The 24,724-nt window shown below is 68.7% G+C and carries 22 protein-coding genes; 10 read left to right on the top strand and 12 right to left on the bottom strand.

The window, feature by feature from the left end:
• Positions 1 to 2: 2 nt before the first annotated feature.
• The 6 genes from AB0F86_RS14490 to AB0F86_RS14465 all read left to right on the top strand — a co-directional run bounded on the left by AB0F86_RS14490 (position 3) and on the right by AB0F86_RS14465 (position 8,813).
• On the top strand, positions 3 to 3,713 hold the full coding sequence (locus AB0F86_RS14490) for a nitrate reductase subunit alpha (RefSeq protein WP_356985798.1): 3,711 nt from the start codon (positions 3 to 5) through the stop codon (positions 3,711 to 3,713).
• A 10-nt stretch (positions 3,714 to 3,723) separates the two neighbouring features.
• Entirely contained in the window at positions 3,724 to 5,412 is a 1,689-nt protein-coding gene (gene narH / locus AB0F86_RS14485) for a nitrate reductase subunit beta (protein ID WP_356985818.1), read from the top strand.
• A complete protein-coding gene (gene narJ / locus AB0F86_RS14480; protein WP_356985797.1) occupies positions 5,409 to 6,089 on the top strand; it encodes a nitrate reductase molybdenum cofactor assembly chaperone in 681 nt (226 codons plus the stop codon). Before narH ends, narJ begins: the two co-directional genes overlap by 4 nt.
• On the top strand, positions 6,086 to 6,841 hold the full coding sequence (gene narI, locus AB0F86_RS14475; RefSeq protein WP_225278935.1) for a respiratory nitrate reductase subunit gamma: 756 nt from the start codon (positions 6,086 to 6,088) through the stop codon (positions 6,839 to 6,841). The genes narJ and narI overlap by 4 nt, the downstream gene beginning before the upstream one ends.
• A gap of 68 nt (positions 6,842 to 6,909) precedes the next feature.
• Positions 6,910 to 8,073, top strand: coding sequence for an NADH:flavin oxidoreductase (locus AB0F86_RS14470; protein WP_356985796.1), 1,164 nt, complete (start codon positions 6,910 to 6,912; stop codon positions 8,071 to 8,073).
• Between the two features lie 92 nt (positions 8,074 to 8,165).
• On the top strand, positions 8,166 to 8,813 hold the full coding sequence (locus AB0F86_RS14465) for a maleylpyruvate isomerase family mycothiol-dependent enzyme (protein WP_356985795.1): 648 nt from the start codon (positions 8,166 to 8,168) through the stop codon (positions 8,811 to 8,813).
• A gap of 92 nt (positions 8,814 to 8,905) precedes the next feature.
• On the opposite strand, the gene AB0F86_RS14460 is transcribed toward AB0F86_RS14465, so the two are convergent.
• From AB0F86_RS14460 to AB0F86_RS14445, 4 genes are all read right to left on the bottom strand, one after another.
• A complete protein-coding gene (locus AB0F86_RS14460) occupies positions 8,906 to 9,250 on the bottom strand; it encodes a hypothetical protein (RefSeq protein WP_356985794.1) in 345 nt (114 codons plus the stop codon).
• Between the two features lie 131 nt (positions 9,251 to 9,381).
• Positions 9,382 to 11,034: a class I adenylate-forming enzyme family protein gene (locus AB0F86_RS14455; protein ID WP_356985793.1), complete on the bottom strand. Its 1,653-nt coding sequence runs from the start codon at positions 11,032 to 11,034 to the stop codon at positions 9,382 to 9,384.
• Entirely contained in the window at positions 11,031 to 12,200 is a 1,170-nt protein-coding gene (locus AB0F86_RS14450) for a serine hydrolase domain-containing protein (RefSeq protein ID WP_356985792.1), read from the bottom strand. The genes AB0F86_RS14455 and AB0F86_RS14450 overlap by 4 nt, the downstream gene beginning before the upstream one ends.
• A complete protein-coding gene (locus AB0F86_RS14445; RefSeq protein ID WP_356985791.1) occupies positions 12,197 to 13,567 on the bottom strand; it encodes an NAD(P)-binding domain-containing protein in 1,371 nt (456 codons plus the stop codon). Before AB0F86_RS14445 ends, AB0F86_RS14450 begins: the two co-directional genes overlap by 4 nt.
• Before the next feature lie 107 nt (positions 13,568 to 13,674).
• Here AB0F86_RS14445 and AB0F86_RS14440 point away from each other — a divergent pair, with 107 nt between their 5' ends.
• Positions 13,675 to 14,292, top strand: coding sequence for a TetR/AcrR family transcriptional regulator (locus AB0F86_RS14440; RefSeq protein ID WP_356985790.1), 618 nt, complete (start codon positions 13,675 to 13,677; stop codon positions 14,290 to 14,292).
• A 3-nt stretch (positions 14,293 to 14,295) separates the two neighbouring features.
• Here AB0F86_RS14440 and AB0F86_RS14435 read toward each other — a convergent pair whose 3' ends face one another.
• The 3 genes from AB0F86_RS14435 to AB0F86_RS14425 form a co-directional block, all read right to left on the bottom strand.
• Positions 14,296 to 16,854, bottom strand: coding sequence for a LuxR C-terminal-related transcriptional regulator (locus AB0F86_RS14435; RefSeq protein ID WP_225278928.1), 2,559 nt, complete (start codon positions 16,852 to 16,854; stop codon positions 14,296 to 14,298).
• 155 nt (positions 16,855 to 17,009) lie between these two features.
• Positions 17,010 to 17,225: a hypothetical protein gene (locus AB0F86_RS14430; protein ID WP_181699582.1), complete on the bottom strand. Its 216-nt coding sequence runs from the start codon at positions 17,223 to 17,225 to the stop codon at positions 17,010 to 17,012.
• Positions 17,226 to 17,293: 68 nt separating this feature from the next.
• Positions 17,294 to 17,626: a TfoX/Sxy family protein gene (locus tag AB0F86_RS14425; RefSeq protein WP_225278927.1), complete on the bottom strand. Its 333-nt coding sequence runs from the start codon at positions 17,624 to 17,626 to the stop codon at positions 17,294 to 17,296.
• Between the two features lie 147 nt (positions 17,627 to 17,773).
• On the opposite strand from AB0F86_RS14425, the gene AB0F86_RS14420 reads away from it, so the two are divergent.
• The gene (locus AB0F86_RS14420; RefSeq protein WP_225278926.1) at positions 17,774 to 18,202 is read left to right on the top strand and encodes an Ig-like domain-containing protein; all 429 of its coding nucleotides are present in this window, start codon (positions 17,774 to 17,776) and stop codon (positions 18,200 to 18,202) included.
• 53 nt (positions 18,203 to 18,255) lie between these two features.
• Here AB0F86_RS14420 and AB0F86_RS14415 read toward each other — a convergent pair whose 3' ends face one another.
• On the bottom strand, positions 18,256 to 19,221 hold the full coding sequence (locus tag AB0F86_RS14415) for an alpha/beta hydrolase family protein (RefSeq protein ID WP_225278925.1): 966 nt from the start codon (positions 19,219 to 19,221) through the stop codon (positions 18,256 to 18,258).
• Between the two features lie 78 nt (positions 19,222 to 19,299).
• Entirely contained in the window at positions 19,300 to 20,232 is a 933-nt protein-coding gene (locus tag AB0F86_RS14410) for an NAD-dependent epimerase/dehydratase family protein (protein ID WP_356985789.1), read from the bottom strand.
• Between the two features lie 97 nt (positions 20,233 to 20,329).
• On the opposite strand from AB0F86_RS14410, the gene AB0F86_RS14405 reads away from it, so the two are divergent.
• Positions 20,330 to 21,277: a helix-turn-helix domain-containing protein gene (locus tag AB0F86_RS14405; protein ID WP_356985788.1), complete on the top strand. Its 948-nt coding sequence runs from the start codon at positions 20,330 to 20,332 to the stop codon at positions 21,275 to 21,277.
• Between the two features lie 55 nt (positions 21,278 to 21,332).
• On the opposite strand, the gene AB0F86_RS14400 is transcribed toward AB0F86_RS14405, so the two are convergent.
• The 3 genes from AB0F86_RS14400 to AB0F86_RS14390 all read right to left on the bottom strand — a co-directional run bounded on the left by AB0F86_RS14400 (position 21,333) and on the right by AB0F86_RS14390 (position 23,667).
• Positions 21,333 to 21,914: a TetR/AcrR family transcriptional regulator gene (locus AB0F86_RS14400; RefSeq protein ID WP_181699570.1), complete on the bottom strand. Its 582-nt coding sequence runs from the start codon at positions 21,912 to 21,914 to the stop codon at positions 21,333 to 21,335.
• Positions 21,915 to 21,939: 25 nt separating this feature from the next.
• Positions 21,940 to 22,845, bottom strand: a complete 906-nt coding sequence (locus AB0F86_RS14395) for a hypothetical protein (RefSeq protein ID WP_225278922.1) — start codon at positions 22,843 to 22,845, stop codon at positions 21,940 to 21,942.
• A gap of 96 nt (positions 22,846 to 22,941) precedes the next feature.
• Positions 22,942 to 23,667 carry an SDR family oxidoreductase gene (locus tag AB0F86_RS14390; protein ID WP_225278921.1) on the bottom strand — a complete coding sequence of 242 codons (726 nt, stop codon included), beginning with the start codon at positions 23,665 to 23,667 and terminating at the stop codon, positions 22,942 to 22,944.
• Positions 23,668 to 23,754: 87 nt separating this feature from the next.
• Here AB0F86_RS14390 and AB0F86_RS14385 point away from each other — a divergent pair, with 87 nt between their 5' ends.
• Complete coding sequence (locus tag AB0F86_RS14385) at positions 23,755 to 24,642, top strand: LysR family transcriptional regulator (RefSeq protein ID WP_356985787.1); 888 nt, start codon at positions 23,755 to 23,757, stop codon at positions 24,640 to 24,642.
• Positions 24,643 to 24,724 lie beyond the last annotated feature (82 nt).

Here is a 24,724-nt window from a genome sequence, read left to right as displayed (position 1 = left end):
TCGTGGTTAATTCGCGCACTCATGGTCCGTCGCCCACCGATTTCGGTGACAGTCTGCTGACGCTCGGAAAGTACTTTCAGCGCGGTGAGGTTTCCGCGGATCAGCGTTCGGTGTTCAAGGTCGGTGGGCGCGATGCCGATGCGTTCTACCGGGACCGGTGGTCGCACGACAAGGTGGTGCGCTCCACCCACGGCGTGAACTGCACCGGTTCGTGCTCGTGGAAGATCTACGTCAAGGACGGCGTGATCACCTGGGAGTCCCAGCAGACCGACTATCCCTCGGTGGGCTCGGACAAGCCCGAGTACGAACCGCGCGGCTGCCCCCGTGGCGCCTCGTTCTCCTGGTACACCTACTCCCCCGCCCGCGTGCGGTACCCGTATGTGCGCGGCACCCTGCTCGACCTGTACCGCAAGGCCAAGGCCGAACTGAAGGACCCGGTGCTGGCCTGGGAGTCGATCGTCGAGGATCCGGTCAAGGCCAAGGCGTACAAAAACGCCCGAGGCAAGGGCGGGTTCGTGCGCGCCGAGTGGTGGGAGGCGGCCGAAATCGCCGCCGCCGCACATGTTTACACGATCAAGCAGTACGGTCCCGACCGCGTGGCCGGGTTCTCGCCGATTCCGGCGATGTCGATGGTCAGCCACGCCACGGGGGCGCGTTTCGTGTCGCTGCTCGGCGGCTACATGCTCTCGTTCTACGACTGGTACGCCGACCTGCCGGTGGCCTCACCGCAGGTGTTCGGTGACCAGACCGACGTGCCGGAGTCGGCCGACTGGTTCGACGCGGGTTACCTCATCATGTGGGGTTCCAACGTCCCGGTGACCCGAACCCCCGACGCGCACTACATGACCGAGGCGCGCTATCGCGGCCAGAAGGTCGTGGTGGTCTCCCCCGACTACGCCGACAACACCAAGTTCGCCGACGAGTGGGTGGCCGCGCGCCCCGGTACCGACGCGGCGCTGGCGATGGCGATGGGGCACGTGGTGCTCAAGGAGTTCTTCCTCGAGAAGCAGACTCCGATGTTCCTGGACTACATCAAGTCCTACACCGATTTGCCGTACCTGATCTGTCTCGACGAGGCGGCGGATCAGGGCGGCGCTCTTCCGGGCAAGTTCTTGACGGCGGCCGATCTGGGCCACACCGACGAGAACGCCGCACACAAGCCGGTACTGCTCGATCAGGCCGGAAACCCGGTGGTGCCCAACGGTTCTCTCGGCCACCGCTTCAACGAGGCGGACGCGGGCAAGTGGAATCTCGACCTCGAAGGGGTCGACCCGCTGCTCACCCTGCTCGGCCATTCCGGCGAGGCACCGACCACCATCGCGCTGCCCCGTTTCGACACCGACACCGCCGCACCCATCATCCGTGGCGTGCCGACGAAAACCGTTGCGGGCAAACGGGTCACCACCGTCTTCGACCTGCTGCTCGCCCAGTACGGCCTCGGTCGTGACGGCCTGCCCGGCGAGTGGGCCAAGGGCTACGACGACGCCGAGTCGCCCTACACCCCGGCCTGGCAGGAAACCATCACCGGCGTGCCCGCCGTGCAGGCCGCGCGCATCGGCCGCGAATTCGCCGACAACGCCGAACGTTCCGGCGGCCGTTCGATGATCCTGATGGGCGCGGGCACCAACCACTGGTTCCATTCCGATCAGATCTACCGCGCGTTCTTCACCCTCACGCTGCTCACCGGCTGCCAGGGCAAGAACGGCGGCGGCTGGGCCCACTACGTCGGCCAGGAGAAGTGCCGACCCGTAACAGGTTGGGCCACATTGGCTTCGGCGAGCGACTGGCAGCGCCCGCCGCGTCAGATGCAGGGCACCGTGTTCTGGTACCTGACCAACGACCAGTGGCGCTACGACCCGTTCACCTCGGACTCGTTCGCGTCCCCGCTGGGCAAGGGCAAGTTCGCCGGTCGCACCGCCGCCGACAACATCGCGCTGGCGAGTCGTCTCGGCTGGATGCCGAGTTACCCGACGTTCAACCGCAACCCGCTCGACATGGCCGACGAAGCCGCCGCGGCGGGCAAAACCCCCGGTGAGCACGTGGTCGACGGCCTCAAGTCCGGCGACCTGCGCTTCGCCTGCGAAGACCCCGACGCCCCCGAGAACTTCCCGCGCGTGCTCACCGTGTGGCGGGCGAACCTGCTCGGCTCCTCGGGCAAGGGCAACGAGTACTTCCAGAAGCACCTGCTCGGCTGCGGCTCCAACCTGCAGACCACCGACGCCACCGGCGTGCGCCCCCAGGAACTGGAATGGCGTGAGGAAGGCGCCGAGGGCAAGCTTGATCTGCTGCTGGCCCTCGACTTCCGCATGACCAGCACCACCCTGTTCGCCGACATCGTGCTGCCCGCCGCCACCTGGTACGAGAAGCACGACCTGTCGTCCACCGACATGCACCCCTTCGTGCACGCCTTCTCCCCCGCCATCTCCCCGCCGTGGGAGGCCAAGACCGACTTCGAGGCGTTCCACCGCATCGCGCGCGGTTTCTCCTGGCTTGCCGAAAAGCACCTCGGCACAAGGAAAGACATCGTCGCGGTGCCGTTGCAGCACGACTCGCCGGATGCGCTGGCGCAGGCGGGCGGCAGGGTGCTGGACTGGAAAGCCGGTGAGTGCGAACCGATTCCGGGCAAGACCATGCCCAAGATCGTCGAGATCGAACGCGACTACACCAAGATCGCCGAGAAGCTCGCCGCGCTCGGCCCGCTGGTCGACACGCTCGGCGTGACCACCAAGGGCATCACGACCTACCCGGACAAAGAGGTGGCCTACCTCGCGGGCAAGAACGGCACCGTGGTGTCGGGGATCGCGGCCGGGCGGCCGTCGCTGGCCAAGGACACCTTCGCCGCCGAGACGATTCTCGCGCTGTCGGGCACCACCAACGGGCGTCTCGCGGTCGAGGGTTTCCACCAGCTCGAGCGCCGTACCGGCACGAAACTGGCCGACCTCGCCGCCGAGGCCGAGGGCAAGCAGATCACCTTCGCCGACACCCAGGCGCGACCCGTTCCGGTCATCACCTCACCGGAGTGGTCGGGCAGCGAGAGCGGTGGACGCCGGTACTCGCCGTTCACCATCAATGTGGAGCGGCTCAAGCCGTGGCACACCCTCACCGGGCGTCAGCACTTCTACCTCGACCACGACTGGATGATCGAACTCGGTGAGCAACTGCCGATCTTCCGTCCGCCGCTGGACATGTCGGCACTGTTCGCGGAGCCGAGCATCGGCAATGTGAGCGGCAACGGACTCACCGTGCGTTACCTGACCCCGCACTCGAAGTGGTCGATCCACTCGGCCTACCAGGACAACCTGCACATGCTCACGCTCTCGCGGGGTGGTCAGACGATCTGGATGTCGGACGTGGACGCCAAGAAGATCGGTGTGGCCGACAACGATTGGATCGAGGCGATCAACCGCAACGGTGTCGTCGTGGCCCGCGCGATCGTCTCGCACCGCATGCCCGAGGGCACGGTGTTCATGTACCACGCCCAGGACCGCGCGGTCGACGTGCCGCGCATCGAAGGCGCCGAGGACACCACCAAAGAAGCCAAGGGCAAGCGCGGCGGTATCCACAACGCACTCACCCGGGTGCTCATCAAACCGTCGCACCTGATCGGCGGCTACGCCCAGCAGTCGTTCGCGCTGAACTACCACGGCCCCACCGGAAACCAGCGCGACGAGGTCACCACCATTCGCCGCCGCAACCAGAACGTGGAGTACTGACATGCGCGTTATGGCTCAGCTCGCCATGGTCATGAACCTGGACAAGTGCATCGGCTGCCACACCTGCTCGGTCACCTGCAAGCAGGCGTGGACCAATCGCGGTGGCACCGAGTACGTCTGGTTCAACAATGTGGAAACCCGTCCGGGACAGGGCTATCCGCGCCAGTACGAGGACCAGGAGAAGTGGAAGGGTGGCTGGACGCTCAACAAGCGCGGCAAGCTCACCCTGAAGTCGGGGTCGCGGTTCAAGCGGTTGATGAACATCTTCGCCAACCCCGATCTGCCGACGGTCGACGACTACTACGAACCGTGGAGCTACGACTACGACAACCTGCTGTCGTCGCCGCCCACCGACACCACGCCGGTCGCCCGGCCGAAATCGCTGATCACCGGTGAGGACACCAAGGTCACCTGGGGTGCGAACTGGGACGACGACCTGGGTTCGGGCCCTGAGCAGGTCGGCAAGGACCCCTTGCTCGGCAAGCTCGAGGACAAGGTGAAACTGGAGTTCGAAGAGACCTTCATGTTCTACCTGCCGCGCATCTGCGAGCACTGCCTCAATCCCTCGTGCGCCGCGTCGTGCCCGTCGGGCGCGATCTACAAGCGCGAGGAAGACGGCATCGTGCTCGTCGACCAGGACAAATGCCGTGGCTGGCGGCAGTGCATCACCGGCTGCCCGTACAAGAAGATCTACTTCAACCACAAGACGGGCAAGGCGGAGAAGTGCACCTTCTGCTACCCGCGTGTGGAGGTCGGCATCCCGACCGTGTGCTCGGAAACCTGTGTGGGCCGGCTGCGCTACATCGGCGTGATGCTCTACGACGCCGACGCGGTGCTCGAGGCGGCGCAGGTCACCGACCCGCAGGATCTGTACACCTCCCAGCTCGGAGTCTTCCTCAACCCGCACGACCCGCGCGTGATCGCCGAAGCGGAGAAGGCCGGAATCTCACCGGAATGGATTGCCGCCGCGCAGGATTCACCGGTGTACAAGCTGATCGTCGACTACCAGCTCGCGCTGCCGCTGCATCCGGAATACCGCACCATGCCGATGGTCTGGTACGTGCCGCCGCTCTCGCCGGTGGTGGATGTGCTCACCGAGACCGGCCACGACGGCGAGGACGCGCGCAACCTGTTCGGCGCCATCGATGCCCTGCGCATTCCGATCGGCTACCTGGCGGAGCTGTTCACCGCCGGTGAGATCGGCCCGGTACGCGCCTCGCTGCAAAGGCTCGCCGGGATGCGGGCTTTCATGCGGTCGGTGAACCTCGGTGAGGAACCCGATACGGGTATCGCGCCCTCGATCGGGCTGGAGCCCGAGGAGATCGAGGCGATGTACCGGCTGCTCGCCATCGCCAAGTACGAGCACCGCTATGTGATCCCGTCCGGCGCGACTTCCCGTGCGCACGAGCTGGACTCGCTGGCCACCGGGTGCAGTCTCGACACCGACGGCGGGCCGGGTATGACGGCGTTCGACCAGGTGGTGGAGAAGTTCTCCCTCGCCGACACGAATCAGGCCGCACCGGAGGAGAAGTCGGGGCGGATCAACCTGCTCAACTGGGACGGTCGCTCCACCGCGGGCCTGCTGCCCGGTAGCGACAACGGCAACGGCAACGGCCAAACCGGCAACGGCGCCGGATCCGGTGGTGGCGGCAACGGCGCCGCCACCACCGACCCGGCCGTCAGCGGGGTACCGCAATGAGTCTGCTCTCCATCCGGCGGCGACCCGAGCCCGTCCTCGCACTGGCCGAGCACGAGCGTCGCATGGTCTGGCGCCTGGCCGCGCTGCTGCTGGACTATCCCGGCGAACAGACCCTGGCCCTGCTCGACCAGCTCTCCTCTGCCACAGGACAATTGCCCGACGAAGTGCGCACTCATTTCGAGCCGGTACTCGCCTACCTGCGCGACACCCCGGACATCGAGGTCGCCCAGAGCTATGTCGAGACCTTCGACATGCGTCGCCGCGCCAGCCTGCACCTGACGTTCTACGCCTACGGCGACACCCGCAAACGCGGCATGGCACTGCTGCGTTTCAAGCACGCCTACCGCCAGGCCGGCGCCGAACTCGGCGACGAGGAGCTGCCCGACCACCTGCCGGTGCTGCTCGAGTTCGCCGCCACCGTCGACCCGATCGGCGGTGAACGCCTGCTCGGCGAGCACGTGCCCGTACTGGAGCTGCTCCGGTTATCGCTGGGCGACAACAACTCCCCGTACTCGGGTGTCCTCGCGGCCGTCCTGGCGACCCTGCCGCCGGTGACCACCGCCGACCGCCGCCGCATCGCCGAACTCGCCGCCCAGGGCCCGCCCGAGGAAGAGGTCGGCCTGGAACCCTTCGCCATGGACCCCGCCCTCTTCGACGCAACAGAAGGCCGCCGATGAACGCCACCATTCCGCTTCCCGAAGGCCTGTGGCTGATCCTGCCCTATATCGCCGCGACTTCCTTTGTGCTTGGCCATGTCTGGCGCTACCGGTTCGATCAGTTCGGGTGGACCACGCGGTCCTCGCAGATCTACGAGTCCAAGCTGCTGCAGCTGGGCAGTCCGCTGTTCCACTTCGGCATGCTCGGGGTGTTCGGCGGGCATGTGATGGGTCTGCTGATTCCGCAGTCGTGGACGGCGGCGCTCGGGATCTCCGAGCACACCTATCACCTGGTCGCGGTCGGCGCGGGTTCGGTCGCGGGCCTGATGGTGGTGGCCGGCGTCGCCATCCTGTGTTACCGCCGCATCGTCGTGCCCGCCGTGCGCAAGGCGACCAGCCGCAACGACATCATGATGTACACGCTGCTCACGTTGGCGCTGGTCACCGGGCTGCTCAACACCTGGGGCTCGAACCTGCTGTGGGGCACCTACAACTACCGCGACACCGTGTCGCCGTGGTTCCGCAGCCTGTTCACCATCAACCCGGAGCCGGGGCTGATGGTCGGTGTGCCGTGGACCTTCCAGCTGCACGGACTGGTGGTGCTCGCCCTGGTCGCGGCCTGGCCGTACACCCGGCTGGTGCACATGTTCAGCGCGCCCATCGGCTACCTCACCCGCCCGTACATCGTGTACCGGCGCAAGGAAGTGGACACCAAGGACAAGACCCGTTTCGCCAAGGCCTGGGACGCCCCGGTGACTCCCGATCGCTGGTAGGTCGCCTTTCGCCCGGTGAGCGGGCGATACCGTTGCGGCCCGTAATTGAAACGTGTTTCACTCCGGGGATGAGCGATGTCCTCGCGCCCGCCCGCCTCGGTCCCCTCACCCTGCGCAACCGTGTGCTCAAGGCGGCCACCTTCGAGGGACGCACCCCCGACGCGCTGGTCACCGACGAGCTGGTGGAGTTCCATCGGGAGGTCGCCGCCGGTGGGGTGGCCATGACGACGGTCGCCTACTGCGCGGTCGCGCCGGGTGGGCGCACCGATGCGCAGCAGATCTGGATGCGGCCGGAGGCGGTGCCGGGGCTGCGGCGGCTCACCGATGCCGTGCATGCCGAGGGTGCGGCGGTGAGCGCGCAGCTCGGGCACGCGGGGCCGGTGGCGAACGCGCGGTCGAACCGGGCGCCCGCGCTGGCGCCGAGCCGGATGTTCAATCCGCTCGGGATGCGGTTCACCAAGGTGCCCAACGCACTCGCCATCGCCGAGGTGGTCGAAGCGCACGCGCGGGCGGCCCGGTTGGCACGGGAGTCCGGATTCGACGCCGTCGAGGTGCACCTGGGCCACAACTACCTGGCCAGCGCCTTCCTGAGTCCGCTGCTGAACCGGCGCCGCGACGAATACGGCGGTTCGCTGGTGAACCGGGCACGGGTGGCGCGGGAACTGGTGCGTGCCGTGCGCGACGCGGCGGGCGACGACATGGCGGTCACCGCCAAACTCACCATGGAAGACGGTGTGCGCGGGGGTTTCTCGATCGAGGAGTCGCTGCGGGTGGCGCGCTGGCTACAGGACGACGGTGCCGTCGACGCCATCGAACTCACCGCGGGTAGCTCCCTGCTCAACCCGATGGCCATCTTCCGTGGCGACGCACCGCGCCGGAACTTCGCCCGCACCCTGCCGATTCCGGTGCGCTGGGGTTTCCAGCTCGTCGGCGGCAAATTCCTGCGCGAATACCCTTATCGCCCCGGCTATCTGCTCGACAAGGCGCGGCGCTTCCGTGCGGAGCTGACGATGCCGCTGATCCTGCTCGGCGGCATCACCGACCTGGCGGGCGCCGAACAGGCCCGCACCGAGGGCTTCGATTTCGTCGCGATGGGCCGGGCCCTGCTCCGCGAACCCGATCTCGTCCGCCGCTGGCAGTCCGACCGGGCGACTCTGTCGCTGTGCACGCATTGCAACGAGTGCGTGCCGACCATCTACTCGAAGACCCGCTGCGTGCTGCGAACCTCCTGACCGATCAATTCGCGGGATTCGCGTCGTCTGCATCATGGGACGCCGGCTCGGCACCACGGCGCCCGGCGATCGAGGGTGCCATGGAGGTTCACGTGCCCGATTCCCGTGCCGCGCTCTGGGCGCTGACGCACGCCGAACGCGCCGCTCTCGCGGACAACCTCGCCCGCCTCGACGACGATCAGTGGAGTTCGCCGTCGCTGTGCGGTGCGTGGACTGTCGAAGACGTGGTCGCCCACCTCACGGCCGGTGCGAGTACCGGCCGGATGCGCTGGCTGGTGAGCGTTCTCGCGGCGCGCTTCGACTTCGACAAGCACAACGAGCGACGCAAGGCCGAACACCTCGGGACGGCACCGGCCGAAACCCTCGAACGGTTCCGGGCGATCGTCGACAGCACCACCGCACCTTCTGGCGATACCGCCGCCTGGCTCGGTGAAATCGTGGTCCATGCCCAGGACATCCGCCGACCACTCGGGCTCACCACCACCCCGTCGATCGAGGCGACCACCGCCGTCGCCGAATTCTTCGCCGGGCGCGACTTCACCGTCCCCAGTCGCACCCTCATCGAAGGCCTCCGCCTCGAGGCGACCGATGGTCCCTTCACCCACGGCACCGGGCCGCTGATCCGCGGAACGACGATCGCGCTGACCATGGCGATGGCGAGCCGAATCGTCTACTGCGACGACCTCACCGGCCCCGGCCTCCCCACGCTGCGCGACCGCATCACCGGCAACGAGAACTGAATCGACGCAGGTCCCGGCCGAGGCGATCGGCCTGTCCCCCGCCACCGGGCTGACACGTTCGCGCTTTCGTCCCCGCAGTGTCGGGCAGGATGTCAGGCTCCGGCGCCGAGAGCTTTGCGAACGGTGTCGAACCAGGCCTGGGTGCCGACCAGACCCGCTTCGATGTCTTTGCGGCCGCCGTGGAAGCCGAAGAGTTCGGCGGCGTAGCGGCTGAGGACCGTCCCTTCCGACTCCTCGAGTTCGGTGAGGACGTCGAGGTCGCCGAGGAGGTAGGCGACGGCCGCGACCTGGCCTGCCGTCCACTCGGGGCGGTGGGTGTCCCAGCCGTCGGCGCGGACCGCGCGGGCGCGGGTGAGCAGGTCCTCGCGCAGGGCGTCGCGGTCGGCGTCGGTCGGCTTGCGCGGTTTTCCCCAGCGGATCCGTTTCGCGTCAGACATGTCGGCCCTCTCGCTGCTGTGCGCGGGGCAGGTCGGATCGACCGCCCGTTTGTCAGCTCAGCGTCGCAGATCGACGCCGAGCCATCGCGCGCCGGGCCGCCACGGACACGAACACAGCCGTCACCGCACCCCTACACCGCGAGGTCGCGCCGGGTGACCTTGCCGGTCGCATTGCGCGGCAACGCGTCGGAGGTGATCCGCCAGCGTGCGGGCACTTTGAAGTAGGCGAGCCGGGCGGTGAGGTACTCGCGCAGTTCGTCCTGCTCGACCGCGCCCGGTTCGGCGACGACCACGGCCGCCACCTCTTGGCCCAGGTCGGGGTGCGGCACGCCGAAGACCGCGCAGTCGGTGACCGAGGGGTGTTCGACGAGGACGTTCTCGATCTCGGTGGGGTACACGTTCTCCCCACCGCGCAGGATCAGGTCGGTCCGTCGGCCCGACACGGTGAGCCTGCCGTCGGTCATCGTCCCGAAATCACCTGAGCGCAACCACCTTCCGTGGTCGAGGACCTCCGCTGTCGCGGATTCGTTGTTCCAGTAGCCGAGCATCACGTACTGACTGCGAATGAAGATCTCGCCTTCGGCACCGTCGGGCAGCACCGCGCCGTCGGGGTCACGGATCTCCACCGACACCCCGATGATCGGCCTGCCGACCGACCCCGGGTCGGCCAGCAGATCCAGCGGTGTCGCCACGGTGGCGGCGGTGCCGCTCTCGGTGAGCCCGTAACTGGTGGTCAGCGACAGCGGAACTCCGGCGAGGTGTTCGCGCAACCGCTCGAGCAGGGCGGGCGCCGAGGGTGCGGAGTTGAGTGACAGTGCCGCGAGCGTCGACAGGTCGTACCCCGACACGTCGTGGTCGAGCAGGCGGGTGGCCATGGTCGGCACCGCCGCCCAGTTGGTGACCCGTTCACGCTGGACCAGGGCCAGCACCCGGTCCACGTCGAAGGCGCCGTGTGGGAACACCGCCGCCGCACCGGTGGCCAGGCGCGGGATCACCAGATTGTGCAGGCTGGCGATGTGGAACAGCGGGGCGGTGACCAGATAGCGGCGCTCGCTCGGGCCGTCACCGACCGGCTGACCGGTGAACGCGGCCTGCATCGCATCGGTGAAACGGTGGTATTCGGTGATCGCCAACAGGTTTCGCTGGGTATGCACCACGCCTTTGGCGCGCCCACTCGTGCCGCTGGTGTACAGGATGACGGCCGGGTCGTCCTCTGCCACCTCGGTTTCCGGCATCGCGGCACCCCGGTACTCCGCGATGAGGGCGGGCAGGTCCTCCTCGAAGGTCGATACCGGCACCTCGCAGCCGGTCTCGGCCAGCCGCACAGTCCTTTTCGCGTCGGCGACCACCACCTTCGGGGTGGTGTGGCCGAGTGCGTAGGCGATTTCCGGCGGCGCCCACCAGGCGTTGTAGCCCACCGGGACGGCCCCGAGACACTGCGCCGCCCAGAAGCTGACCACCCAATCAGGACCGTTGGCGGCCAGGATCGCGACCCGGTCACCCTTGCCCACGCCGTGGCGTTCGGCCAGTGCGGTCGCCAGCGCGCCGACCGCCGCCGCGTGCTCGGTGAAGCTGACCCGGCGGTCCTCGGTGACGAGATAGTCGCGATCACCCCAGGTCAGGGAGTGCTCGAGTAGCTCACGCAGGCTGCGCCGCCGACGCGCGAACACCGGCATCGGCGCACCGAGCACCTCCTCGACCGTCATCTCGAAGGGCGCGCCGGGCGCGGTGAGCCCGCCCGCCACCTGCGCGACGAACACCTGGGGGTCAACGGCTTCGGTCATGAGGTCCTCCCTCGAGAACGGTCGGTTCCGGCGACCGCGTCGAAGACCGCCTTCAGATAGTTGTCGCAGCGGTCCGACCCGATCACGCCGGGCGCCATCCGATTCATGGTGTAGGCGAAGGTGATTCGGCGATCCAGGTCGTTGACCACCATGGCGCCGCCGTAGCCCGCCCACCAGCAGACCCGGCCGTCGGGAATGTGCGGGTAGGTCTTGGGACGCGGCAGCCCGTAGCCGATGCCGAACCGCAGCGGGGCGAGCAGCGCCAGGTCGAGGCCGTCGGCCTGTTCGCGGAAGATCGACTCGATCGTGGCGGGCGAGAGGAACCGCCTGCCACCGAGCTCGCCACCGCACGAAACCAGGGACTGCACGCGGGCGACCGAACGCGCGTTGCCGTGCCCGTTGACCGCCCCGAGCTGGGCGGAACGCCAAGCGGGAGTCGCTGTCTCGGCGATATCGAGCAGCGGGCTCGTCAGCGTTTTGACGAGAATGCTGTCGGGGTCGAGGGCGGACATGTCGAATTCGCGTTGCGGCGGCGCGACGAGTGTCGCGATCCGGTCGGCGTGCTCGGGTCCGGTGCCGATGTAGAAATCCGCACCGAGCGGCCCAGCCAGCTCGGCGGCGAAGAACTCACCGAGGGTGCGACCGGTGATGCGCCGCACCAATTCCCCGACGAGATGCCCGTAGTTGAGGGCGTGATAGCCCGAGGCCGTGCCGGGCTCCCACCACGGTGGCTGAGCGGCGAGCCGGGCGGCGGCGGCTTCGGTGTCGTAGATGTCGGCGAGCGCGATGGGTCGTTCCCAGCCCGAGACGCCCGAGGTGTGCGACAGCACGTGGCGCACCTCGACACGGTCCTTGCCCTCGGCGGCGAACTCGGGCCAGTACCTGGCCACGGGTGCGTCCAGGTCGAGGTCGCCGCGATCCACGAGCAGCAGGGCGCACAGCGCGGTCATCGTCTTGGTCACCGAGAAAACGTTCACCAGGGTGTCGGCCTGCCAGGCAACGTTGCGATCGGGATCGGCGTGACCACCCCACAGGTCGAGGACCGGATCGCCGTCGACCGTCACGCACAGCGACGCGCCGAGCTCGGCGCCCGTGGCGAGTTGCTCGTCGAATACCGCTCGCACCTGCGCGAAGTCGTCCCGGCAGAAGCCCGCTGCGCGCGTCATCGGCTGGCCTCGGCCTGGGCGCGGGCGGGTACCGGCAACGTATTGCCCGCGGCCGCGGCACGTTTGGCCCCGCGCTCGAGCTCCTTGGTCAGCCCGCGGACGTACGGCTCGAATTCGACCTGGATGGTGTGGCGCGGCGAATCGTAGTACCGCCCGGCGCGGGCATCGAGCCGCTCGTCGACCTCGGCGTCCATTTCCGCCCGCGAGGGCAGGTGATAGCGGCCGGTGAGGTAGGCGGCGACCAGCTTGGTCTGCTGTTCGGCGAAGTTGACCAGTGTCGGAGTCGGTTGTGCCAGACCGAGATAGAACAGATTGTCCACCGAGGGCCGCATCATCATCTGGAACAGCGGGAACCGGTTGTCGCTGTCCGGCACCAGCGACGGAGCGGTGAAGAACGGGAAACTGATGTGATAGCCGGTGGCGCACAGCACCACGTCGACCTGTTCGCTCGAGCCGTCGGCGAAATGGACGGTGTCACCGTCGAGCCGGGTGATGGCGGGTTTGCATTCCACATCCCCGCAGCCGGCGCGGTGCAGGAATTCCTCACTCGCCGACGGGTGCGCCTCGAACGGTTCGTGATCCGGTGCGGGCAGACCGTAGTTCTGCATCAGACCGCGATTCTTGCGCACGAAGCGCTGCTTGAGTTTCAGCGCGACCTTCGGCGGCATCCACTTGGGCATCGACCGCCGATCACCGACCTGGCCGCGCACGTATTTCGGCAGCACCCATACCCCGCGCCGAGCCGACACGAACAGCCGTTCGGCCAGGAAACGCTGGGACAGTTCCGAGGCGATATCGAGCCCGGAATTGCCCATGCCGACCACCACGATGCGCTTGCCACGCATGTCGATGGGATCGAACGGGTCGTTGTAGGCGTGGCTGTGCATGAGCACACCGTCGAAATCACCGGGATATTCCGGCATCCGGGGGTCCCAGTGGTGGCCGTTGCAGACGATCAGGGCGTCGAAGACCTCGGTGTCACCGGCCGCCGTCACCAGCCAGCGGCCGTCGTCGGCCCGCTCGGCGGCGGTGACCAGCGCGTTGAACCTGATCCGGTCGCGCAGGCCGAAATGGTCGACGTAGTCCTTGAGGTACTGGTGCAGTTGCGAATGGTGCGGAAAGTCCGGCCAGTCCGCGGGCGCGGGGAAGTCCTCGAACTGCAAGCGGTACTTGGACGTATCGATGTGCAGGCTCTGGTAGCAGGCCGACATGCCGTTGGGGTTGCGGTAGTACCAATTGCCACCCACCTCGTCGGACGTCTCGTAACAGACGAACGGAATGCCGTACTCGGCAAGGCGGTTGGCCGCCGTGATACCCGACGGGCCCGCCCCGATGACGCAAACCCTCGGCAGCTCCGGTGTATTCATGCACGACTCCTCATCGACTCACGCTCGCCGACGTGACCCGCACCACACGATAGCGGTTCGCTGGACACAGCGTCCAGCGAATGAGCATGCCGTCTACGATGGGCCTCATGTCGCCGGAACCCACCGCCCAGCGGGGCTCGCTGCGTGAGGAACACAAGCGCCTGACCACGGCACGCATCGTCGACACCGCGCGCACACTGTTCGAGACCCGCGGCTATTCCTCGGTCCGGGTCGACGACATCGCCGCCGCCGCGGGCTGCAGCCGGGCCACCTTCTACCTGCACTTCGCCGGTAAACCCGAGGTGCTGCGCGCCATCGCCAACCAGGGCACGCTCACCAGCGTCCGGATGGTCTACGCCGACCTCGACCGCGTGCTCACCACCGGATCGCGCGCGGCGTTCGCGGACTGGATGGCCCGCGCGATCGACTGGTTCTTCGTGAACAAGGAAATGCTGCCGGCCTGGGACGAGGCCACCGCGGTGGAACCGGAATTCCGCAGGCTGGCCCGCGAGGGGATCATGACGCTGGCCGACAGCATGCCGGATTACCTGGCCCGCTGGCCCGAGGGCCGGCGCGACGAAGCCCGGTTACGGATCGAATTGCTCGTCGCCCAGCTCGAGCGGTTCTTCACCCGCTGGGCCATGCAGGGCACCATCGACGTGACCGCCGAACAGGCCGCCGAAGTCCTCACCGATGTCTGGTTCCCGGCGCTGCGCGCCCCGTGAAACTCAGAGCAGGCCGACGCACCGTGCCTGCGCGATGGCCGCACCGCGCGCGTTCACACCGAGCTTCTGGTAGATGCCACGCAGGTGCGTCTTCACCGTGTTCACCGAGACGCCGAGGTCGGCGGCGATGCTGGTGGCGGTCAGCCCCGACGGAAGACGGCGCAGCACAACGAGTTCGGTGTCGGTGAGCCGTGGTGCGTCGGCCATGGCGCCACGGTGGGCGCGCACGTGGTCGACGAAGGCGTCGTAGCGACCGAAGTGCGAACCCAGCCGGTCGAGCAGTTCGGCGGCACCGGGCACGTCGAGGAACGGGCGGATCAGGTGTTCCCCACTCGCGTGGGCCAGGGCCTGCTCGAAGGCGTCCTCGACCTTGCGCGGGCGATCGAGATGATCGGCGGCGACCGCGATGAGCAGCCACGCGGCCACGGCCTGACCGTCGGTGACCTCGCCCACCAGCGGTGTCAGCAGCGGCAGGACAGCGGCCGGGCGCTGGGTGTGCAGGGCGAGGGCGGCTTCGGCCAACTGGGTGTCCACGGTCTTGCCGAGCACCCGGGTCGCGTGGTCGACGAGAGCGCGTGCCTCGACCTTGGCATGCACCCGCAGCAGCAGCCACAGCACCTCGGTGACGAGGTTTCCGGCGCCGAGCAGCGCCGGGGCATCGTCGAGCAGGTGGTGCAGGCGTCTGCTCAGCATCGTGGCCGCGGCGGCACGGTCGACGGTGTCGTCGAAGGTGAGGACGCCGATGACGATGCGGGCCTGTCGCAGCAGGGCCGGCGTGGTCAGGTCGTCGGCCGACAGGTCGGGCAGCGGCTTGCCGTAAGCGCAACCCTGCCGGTGCGCGCCGTAGGCGGCGGTCACCCGGGCCATCGCGGCCTCCGACGACCCGGTGAGCCCGTAGCGATCAGCGCATTCGAGGGCCTGTGCGGCCAGCACCCGCAGCTCGCCGACCCGGCCCGTGATCCCCGATGCCGCCGCGACCGCGGTGCGTGCCCGTACCGCGACGCGTCCGAGTCCTGCCTCCTCGGCGTACACGACCGCATGCCGCAAAGCCGCTGTGCCGCTGACGATCCGGCCGCCGAACACTTCGGCCGCACCGCAGTGCAGCGCCACATAGCAGTCGAGATCGGTTTGCCCGGTGACCGGCGGCAACGGCCACCGCATGGACGCCGAATCACCCGCCAGCACGGCCACACCGGCGCTCACCGCATGATCGAGGGCGGCGATCCACTCGGCCGGAACCAGTGCCGACCCCGGCCACGAACCCACATGGGCCGCCTCCAAATACACTTCCGCTGCGGCGATCTCACCGTCTTCCACCGCGACGGCGGCGCGCAACAACCCGACGAACGTGTCGTCCGACAGACCGGGTACCTGATCCAGAGCGTGCAACAGCAGATGCCCCCTGCCGTCGAGCACCATCCGTACGCCCCACTCCCACAGGAACGACGCCAGCCCCGGCGCACCCGGTTCGGCGAGCACATGGTCCAGTGCGCACCCGGGCAGGGCGGCGCCGGTGAACCACTCGGCGAGGTGACGGTGCAACCCCGGCAGGCGTTCGGCCCTGGTGTGCGCGGCCTCGGCCAGCAGGTAGGCGCGCAGCAGCGGGTGATAGGTGTACCAGAGCTGTCCGTCGGTGGCGACCGTGTGCAACGGGAAACTGGCACGCAGTAGTTCGTCGAGGATGCGCGACGCGTCCAGGCCGAGCAGTTCCTCGGCCATCGGCAGACAGAACCGGGTGGGAACGGCTGTGGTGAGCAGGAATTCGACGGTGCGTGGGGGCAGCGTCTCGATGAGTTCGGCGAAGAGGAAGTCGGCGACCGCGTGGGTCGGTGCGGCCAGCGCGGTGAGGGCGGTGCTCCGGTCGTCGGTGCCCAGCGAGATGGCGGCGATCCGGACCAGTGCGGCCCAGCCGCGGGTGAGCTCGTGCAGGGCGGCGAGTTCGGTGTCGTCGAGGTGGCAGTCGTGCTGGGCCAGCAGTTGTGCGACGCGATCCGGCGGCATGGCCAGCTCGGTCGCGCCGAGGCGGGTGAGCCTGCCCGCCAGGTCGAGCACGTGCCAGCGCAGCGGCGGTTCGAAACGGCCACCGAGCAGCGCGGTGATCTTCGGCGGCAACCGGGTGAGCAGGTACTCCAGACCCGCGAGTTGCAGCGGGTCGGTGAGCAGGTGGACATCGTCGATGACGAGGACCGTCTCCTCGGTGTCGGCGAGTGCGGCGACGAGGTCGGCGGCACGGTCGGCAGGCGTGCGAAGGACACCGTCGGGAACGGTGGCGGCCGTCGGGTCGAGCGCCCGGGCGACGGCGGCGAGCAGGTCGGCGCCGGGGCTGGTGCTCACCGTCAGCCAGGCCAGCCGCGGCGCGGGCCGAGCGGTGTTCACCCAGTCGACCATGGCCACGGTCTTGCCGCTGCCTGCCGGTCCGCACACCAGTACGACGTGCCCCGGCGCGGTGCGGGCGCAGTCGAAGGCCGCGGTCGCCGCGTCACAGCGGACGGGAGCGAAAGACAGTTCGGGAACTCGGTCCTCGGTCCCACGGCCGGCCACAGCTATCGCGGAGCGTGCCATCACGAGCCTCCTGAACTCGAGTTCTCACCTGCCCCCGACATCGTGTGCGAGTTCGACGGTAGGCCACTCGGGCGCCACGAGTTTGCTGGTGACGACATCTCGACGTGCTCGTTACCAGATCGACGCAGGCTCTTTGCGTGGTCCGCCCCGCCACCTCAGTCGGGCAGGCGTGACATCTCGAGCAGCGTGAGGCCGAGGGTGTCGATGCGCGCGAGAATCCCCCGCACAGCGGTGCTGTCGGCGAGCGTGCCGAACAGCGTCGTTGTCCCGGCTGCCGCATGATCGCTGGGAATGAGCTCGGGAAACGCCGCGAGCACACGATCGGACAGTTCGCCCTCGAGGACGAATTGATAGCGCAGCGGCCCGGACATGGTGTCAGTCTGGCAGTTCGTGCCCGGTTCGCACCTCACCCGAGGCGGGTGAAATCGGCGGTGGCCGACTATTTGCTGGGCAGGGCTTCGGCGAAGGCGACGCCGCGAGTCACCCAGTCCCGCAGCGACGCATCGTCATCGACCGCCTCGGCGCTGACGCGTAACCAGCCGCTGAGCTCGCGGCCACCCATCACCATCGGCGACACCGCGGATCCGTCGAGCAGCGCGTCGCCTTCGGCCGGGTCCACACGCACCAGCAACCCGCCCTGTCCGCTGGCGGCGACGGCCATGTTGCCGCCGATCAGGAACGCGAGCCCACCGAACATCTTCTTCTCGGCGAGATCGGCCCGAGGGTAGACGATCTCCCGGATCCGCTCGGCGAGTTCCTCGTCGTATGCCATGGGCCGAGTATGCGCCGGGACACCGACAGATTGCGCCCGGCTTTCCCGGCTCCCCAAATTTTAAACACCTCTTTTTCTGTTTTGCGGACCGCGGCCGAACCGACTGGCTAATCTCGCGCTCACCACAGCTCGACACAGGAGAACACCATGCAGACCTACCAGGCACGGCGCACCGGCTTCGGCCTCACGGCTTTCACCGCGATCGCGGCGGCCGCCGTGCTGACGGCACCGCAGGCCTCGGCGCTCGTCCAGAGCATCGCGGTGAGCGGCACCACCCACTACGTGGGCACTCCCTACACCGTGACGGCCGACGTCACCGCCACCTCGTTCCTGTTCAAGGTGACCTTCACCGACAACGGCACGCAGATCGGCGAGCCGGTTGCGGTCAGGGACGGCAAGGCGACCATCAGCTGGACACCGTCCACGCCCGGCGCCCACGAGATCAAGGCGGTGCAGGAACTCATCAGCTCCAAGACCGTCACCGTGCAGGTCTCCGAGAAGCCGACCACCCCGCCCGACGGTGGCGGCACCGGCTCCGCCGACCTGGGCGGACTGCTCACCGGTTCGGCGAGCTAGCCGCGGACACGACGACGGCCGCCACGTGCTGCGTGGCGCCGTCGTCGTGTGGTTCAGATGCCGAGGGCGGCGGCGAACATCGGCCAGGAGTCGTGCACGTCGTCCTGCCAGTACGGCCAGGCGTGCGTGCCCGCGGCCCGGAAGCGGACATCGGCGGGGATGCCGAGCTGACCGAGGCGACCGACCAGCGGTCCCGAGCAGCTGCCGACGACGGCTTCCATCGTGCCGCCGACCAGGACCCGGTCGAGCAGCACACCGACATTGCCCGCGATGCTCGGATCGTTGAGCGCCTCGTGCGGGCCGGGGGCACCGTTGCCCGAGGACAGGTACACCGAGGTGCCACGCAACCGATCCGCGTGCAGCACCGGATCGTTGGCCACCCAGGCCGGGTCGCCAGGGCCGCCCCACATGTTGTCGGCATTGGCGCCGAAGGTGGCGAGCTGAGAACGGACGAGGGTCTGGGCCAGCGGATTCGCGGTCTGGGTACAACCGCTGAAGGCGCCGACCGCGCGGTAGCGGCCCGGGGCGGCGATGGCCAGGTTCAGTGCCGAGGTGGCCGACATCGACAGTCCCGCGACGCCGTTGGCGCCGGTCATGCCGAAGCGGTCGTCGAGCAGCGGAGGCAGCTCGCTCGTGAGGAAGGTGGTCCACTTGTTGCGGCCGAGAACCGGGTCGTCGCGTTGCCAGTCGGTGTACATGCTGGCCCGGCCGCCGATCGGGACGATCACATTCACCGGTTTGTCGGCGAAGAAGTCGACCACATCGGTGCGCCGCATCCACGGCCCGCCGCTCTCCCCGCCGTCGACGGCATTGAGCAGATACAGCGCGGGCGCGCCCGGACCGGGATGCGACATCCACAGGGTGATCGGCCGGTTCATCGCCGCCGAATGGACGACGACCTCGAATTGCCTGCCGCCGAGCGGCCGGACCTCGAGGATCGATGAATTCGCCGATGCCGCAGGTGAGTAGGCCACACCGCAGCCGAGCAGGACGAGCAGACAGCACAACAGCCGACGCATGCGCACGAGTGTGCCGCATCGATCCATAGATACCCTGCATTGACCGCGATTGTGTCCGTGTCGTCCGATATGGGTGGGCTACGGCGTTTCGGCCGGTACCCGGGCGGCGCGGACGATGCCGGCGAGGACGTCGTCGATGCCGGTGGCGGTGAGGCCGAAGGTGGTGCGCACAGCTGTGTCGTCGACCAGGAAGTCGCGGCGCGACATGTGCGCGGTCTCCAGCAGTTCGGGCCAGAACGGGTCGTCGCGGCCGAGTTCGAGGATCTCGTCGTCGGTCATCTCGGTGAGCACGGGAGCCGGTGCGTCCGCGAGCTCCGCGAGACGGGTCGCGAGGGTACGGATGGTCGTCGTGACGACCGGGGCGTGCCAGGCGCGACCCCACGCACGATCGTCACCGGCCACGGTGACCAGTGCCCGTGCGGCGTCGTCGACGACGGTGAACGCGTGCGCGAGATCGAGGCCCTGCGGCACGCTCGCGGGTTCGCCCGCCAGGACCGCGGGCTGCACGAGCAGGGAGAACAGGGAGACGGCGCCGACACCGACGAACTGACCCGCGCGCACCTCGGTGACGCGGACCCGGCCCGCCCGATGGGCGTCGAGCGCGTCGGTCCACACCTGGGCGCGAACACGGCCCTTGGCACCGGTGGCCGCGAGCGGGGCGGTTTCGTCCACCACGCCCTCCACGGGTCCGTAGGCGTAGTGGTTGCCGAGCAGCACCAGGTCGGCGCCGGCCGCTTCGGTCGCGGCCCTGATCGAATCGAACAGGGGCGGAAGGGTTTCCGGCCAGGTGTGGTAGGCGGGCATGGCGCAGTTGAAGACGGTGCGGGCACCTCGGGCGAGGTCGGTCAGGGCGGCGGTGTCGGTGGCGTCGAGCGCGATCAGCTCCACGTTCGGGTGGGTGGGGCCGAGCCCGCCTCGGCTCACCATGCGCACCCGCTCCCCCGCTTCGGCGAGCAGCAGTGCGGTGGCTGTCGCGACGCCGCCACGACCGACGATCACATTCAAGGACACGGTATTTCCTTTCCCAGCAGGACGTTTCGTTCAACGATGCCGGGCGGGACGGGGTTACACTAGTGGCCGGAATGCCAGCTATCCCAAGGATCGGGCCATGAAGACGATCGCGGTGGTCGCCGTCGCGCCGGTGAAGGCGTTCGACCTGTCCATGCCCGAGACCCTGATGGGTTCGGTGCTCGTCGACGGCGAACCCGGGTATCGGGTGGTGGTTTGTACGGCGGAACCAGGTGTATTGCCCTCCACGCCAGGCGGATTCGACGTGGTCGTCCGGCACGGGCTGGCGGTGCTCGACGAGGCCGACACCGTGATCGTGCCGAGCACCGGCAGTCGCACCGGTGCCGACCCGGTCACCCTCGCCGCGCTGCGAGCGGCCGTCGCGCGTGGTGTGCACGTCACCTCGATCTGCAGCGGCGCCTTCGTTCTCGCGCAGGCGGGGTTGCTCGACGGGCGCACCGCCACAACGCATTGGGGGCTGGCCGAGGAACTGGCCACGGCATATCCGCTGGTCTCGGTGCGGGCCGATGCGCTGTTCATCGAGGACGGGCCGGTCACCACGGCGGCGGGGGCCGCGGCCGGGATCGACCTGTGCCTGCACCTGATCCGCACCGACTACGGCGCCACCGTCGCCAACGCGGCCGCCCGGGCCGCCGTGGTGACGCCGGTGCGACCGGGCGGGCAAGCCCAGTTCGTCGACACCGCACTACCGCCCGACGACGATCTCTCGCTCTCGGCCACCCGCGCCTGGGCCATGCAGCGCCTCGACACTCCCCTGTCGCTGCGCGATCTCGCCGCGCATGCCCGGACCAGTGTGCGCACGCTGACCCGGCGGTTCCACGAGGAAACCGGGCTCAGTCCACAGAAGTGGTTGCTGCATCAGCGCATTCATCGCGCGCGCGAACTGCTCGAATCCACGACTTTGCCGATCGAACTGGTCGCCCGGCACAGCGGGATGGGGACGGCGGAGTCGTTGCGCCAGCACATGATCCGTCAGCTCGGTGTGCCGCCGAGTGTCTATCGCGCCAACTTCGCCACGGTTCGGTGAATCGTCGACGAACCGACTTCCGAGCTACAGCGGTGTCGCACGAACGCAGGCGGCCTCAGCTGAGGAGCGTGGTGACGATGCGGTTGGCGTCGCGCAGGCGGGCGGCGGCGTTCGGGGTGCGTTCGAGGACCCAGACACCCTGGAGGAAGACGAGCAAGAACCGGGCGAGGGCGCGTGGATCGCTGTCGGGAGCGAGTTCGGCCTGCGCGCGAGCGCGGGTGAGGGCGCCGGTCAGGGCGGTTTCGGTACGCGCCCAACTGGATTCGACCGCCCTGGCGACCTCCTGATCACGGGCGGCCAGCTCCACCGCCGATGTGGTGACCAGGCAGCCGAGGAAACGGTCCTCGGCGCACGACTCCCGGACGAACTCGTCGATCAGCGCGCGGACGGCGGGCAGCGCCGGGCCGGGCACGGACAGCTGCGCGGTGACCCGTTCGTCGACGACCTCCAGGTGCCGCTGCAGTGCCCGCATGAACAGGTCGTGCTTGTTGCCGAAGGTGGCGTAGATGGAGCCCCTTGCTATGCCGAGATGCTCGGTGAGATCGGCCATCGAGGTCGACTCGTATCCGCGCTCCCAGAACAGATCGAGTGCGCGGCCCAGTACCACATCGGGGTCGAATTCCTTGGTGCGCGCCACTGTTCGAGCCTAACAGCGCCGCTGGTCAGCGGGGTCCCGCGAGCGGGTACTGCGGGTAGGCCGGGCGGGCAGGTGCGAAGAAGGGCGCCGACTTCGGGTTCCAGAGCAGCACAACGGCTCCGAGCCCGACGGCGAAACCCGCGAGATTGAATGCCAGCGCACCCGCGGTGACCCCCAGGTCCGCCACCACCCCGAGTACCGCGTAGAGCGTCGAGAGCACGTTCAACCCGAAGAACACCGTCGAGGTGATCCGCGCCCAGTTCTTCCCGGCCCGGCACGCGAACGCCATCCAGATCCACAGCCCCACGGTGATCAGCGCCCCGACCACCGTCGCACCGACCGTCGCGTACACGAGGACATCGAGACTCGAGCCGCGGAACATGCCATCGGAGGAGTCGAGAAGGGTCGTGCGAACGGTGTCGATATCGGTGAGCGAATACGCCCCACCGAGAAACGACACCGCCGCCCCGACCAGCATCACGATGAACGCCATCCGGATGTTCTCCGGAACCACCCGCGGCTCGGTCTCCGCCGGTTCGGGCACATACGCGGGATACGGTGCAGGCGAATACCCCGGCCCGACCGGCTGCTGCCCAGCCACATAGGGCTGCCCCGTAGCGGCGCCGGGCGGGAACTGCGCGCCGATCGCCTGCCCGGGCGGATAGGTCTGGCCGCCCGGCTGCCGGCCGGGAACATAGGACTGCCCCGGAGCAGCGCCAGGCGCGAATTGCCCGCCGATCGGCTGCCCGGGCACAGGCTGAGCTGAAGAGGGCGTAGGTGTCTGCGGCTGACCCGGCGCATACGGGTGCTGACCCGGCGCGAACGCCGCGGTTGCTGGGGCAGGCGGCTGCGGGACGGCTACTTCGTCGGCGGGGTACGACGTCAGTTCGTTCGGCTCCTGCGCGTACTGCTTGTCGTCCGAACCGGACATGACCGGGTACCCCCTTCGATGGAAACCACACCACCCTATCGCGACCGGCACCCCACTGCCGCCTCCGAAGCGGTGCCCCGTCGCACCTGCGCACAGCTACCAGGCGACGGTTCCCTGGTCGTCGAAGAAGCCGCCTCGGGGGCCGTCGTCGGGGAGGGTGGCGAGGCGCAGGGCGATCGCGGCGCCCTGCTCGGGCGTGCGTTCCCCGGCGAATCCGGTGAAGTCGGTGGCGACGTAGCCGGGGCAGGCCAGGTTCACGATGATGTTCGTGTCGGCGAACCGGCGAGCGTACTGGGCCGTGACGCTGTTGAGCATCGACTTGGACGGTGCGTAGGCGGCCATCACCGGCCCGGTCCGCAGGGTCAGCGAGCCCATATTGCTCGACATGTTGACGATCCGGGGCGCGGCGGCACGACTGAGCAGCGGGAGCATCGCGTTGGTCACCCGAATCACCCCGAACACGTTCGTTTCCAGGACCGTGCGCAGGACACCCAGGTCGAGGGTTGTGGGGTCCTGTGCGCCGTCCTCGAACCGGCCCGCGATCCCGGCGTTGTTGACGAGCACGTCGAGTCGCCCGGCTCGTTCCTCGATGCTCGCGGCCGCGGCGGTGACACTCTCGTCGGAGGTGACATCGAGGGCGACGCCGAACGCGTCTATGCCCTCGGCACGCAACCGCGCCACGGCCTCCCCACGTCGGGTCTCGTCGCGCGCTCCCACCGCGACCGCGAAGCCGAGAGATCCGAGACCTTCGGCGATGGCGAAGCCGATGCCCTTGTTCGCGCCGGTGACCAGCGCTGTCCTGGTGTTGTTCACGCACTCCATGCTCGGCGCGCGATATCCGTTGCGTCCAATAGTGATCGGGTACCTCGAGATACCCGCCGGGTATCACCGGGTGGATACAGTGGGCGCGTGGACGACCTGGAGACCCGTGAGCTGCGGTACTTCGTGGCGGTGGCCGAGGAGTTGCACTTCGGGCGTGCTGCCCAGCGGCTCGGGATCGCGCAGCCGCCGCTCTCGCGGGCGATCCGGCAGCTGGAACGTCGGCTCGGCGTCCAGCTTCTCGACCGGGACCGGCGGGGCGTGGCGCTGACCGGTGCGGGCGATGTGCTGCTGCACGAAGCCCGCCTGGCCCTGGACGCCGTCGCGGCTGCTGCCCGACGGACCCGGCGGGCGGCGGATCGGCAGCGACCCCTGGTGCTGGTGACGAAAGCCGGTGCGTCGCACGAGCTGCTGCAACGGCTTCTCGCCGCGTCGGCGGCCCGCACCGATACGGCACCGGTAGAAGTTCTCCTGTGCGAGGTCGGCGAGCAGGCACGATTCCTGCGCAACGGGCGCGCGGACGTGGCCTTGATGCACCGACCGGTCGATGACCTAGCCGGGTTCGACACCGAAGACATCTGCACCGAGGGCCAGGTCGCCCTCCTCCCGGCACGACATCCGCTCGCCGCGCGTCCACAGCTCACCCTCGCGGACGTGGCCGACGTGCCCGGTCTTCCCATCGCGCGATGGCCCCGGCTCGACGGCTCCTACCCCGACGGTCCCGGGCCCGAAGTGCGCACCCAGTCACAACTCGCGCAGCTCGTGGCGCTCGGCAAGACCCTGCTCGTCATCCCGGCTTCGAGCCGCGCCTGGCAGTGGCCCGACCATGTCGCGGTGCCCGTCCTCGACGCCCCGGAGATCACCACCGTGCTCGCCTGGCCTGCCGACGACCGCTCACCGGCCATCGCCGCCCTGGCCCGAGCCGCGGCCGAGGTTCGCACCATGCCACCAGCTGCGGCCCAGACAGCGGCACGGTAACGGACCACCGCGGGTACGGAACGCCTAGCGGACGACCGCGGGTACGGAACGCCTAGCGGACGACCGCCGGTACGGAACGCCT

The sequence above is a fragment of the Nocardia sp. NPDC023733 genome (genome assembly GCF_040639775.1).
Classification (GTDB): domain Bacteria; phylum Actinomycetota; class Actinomycetes; order Mycobacteriales; family Mycobacteriaceae; genus Nocardia; species Nocardia rosealba.
Note: the sequence above shows the minus strand (reverse complement) of the source record. Positions and strands in the feature narration are given on the sequence as shown.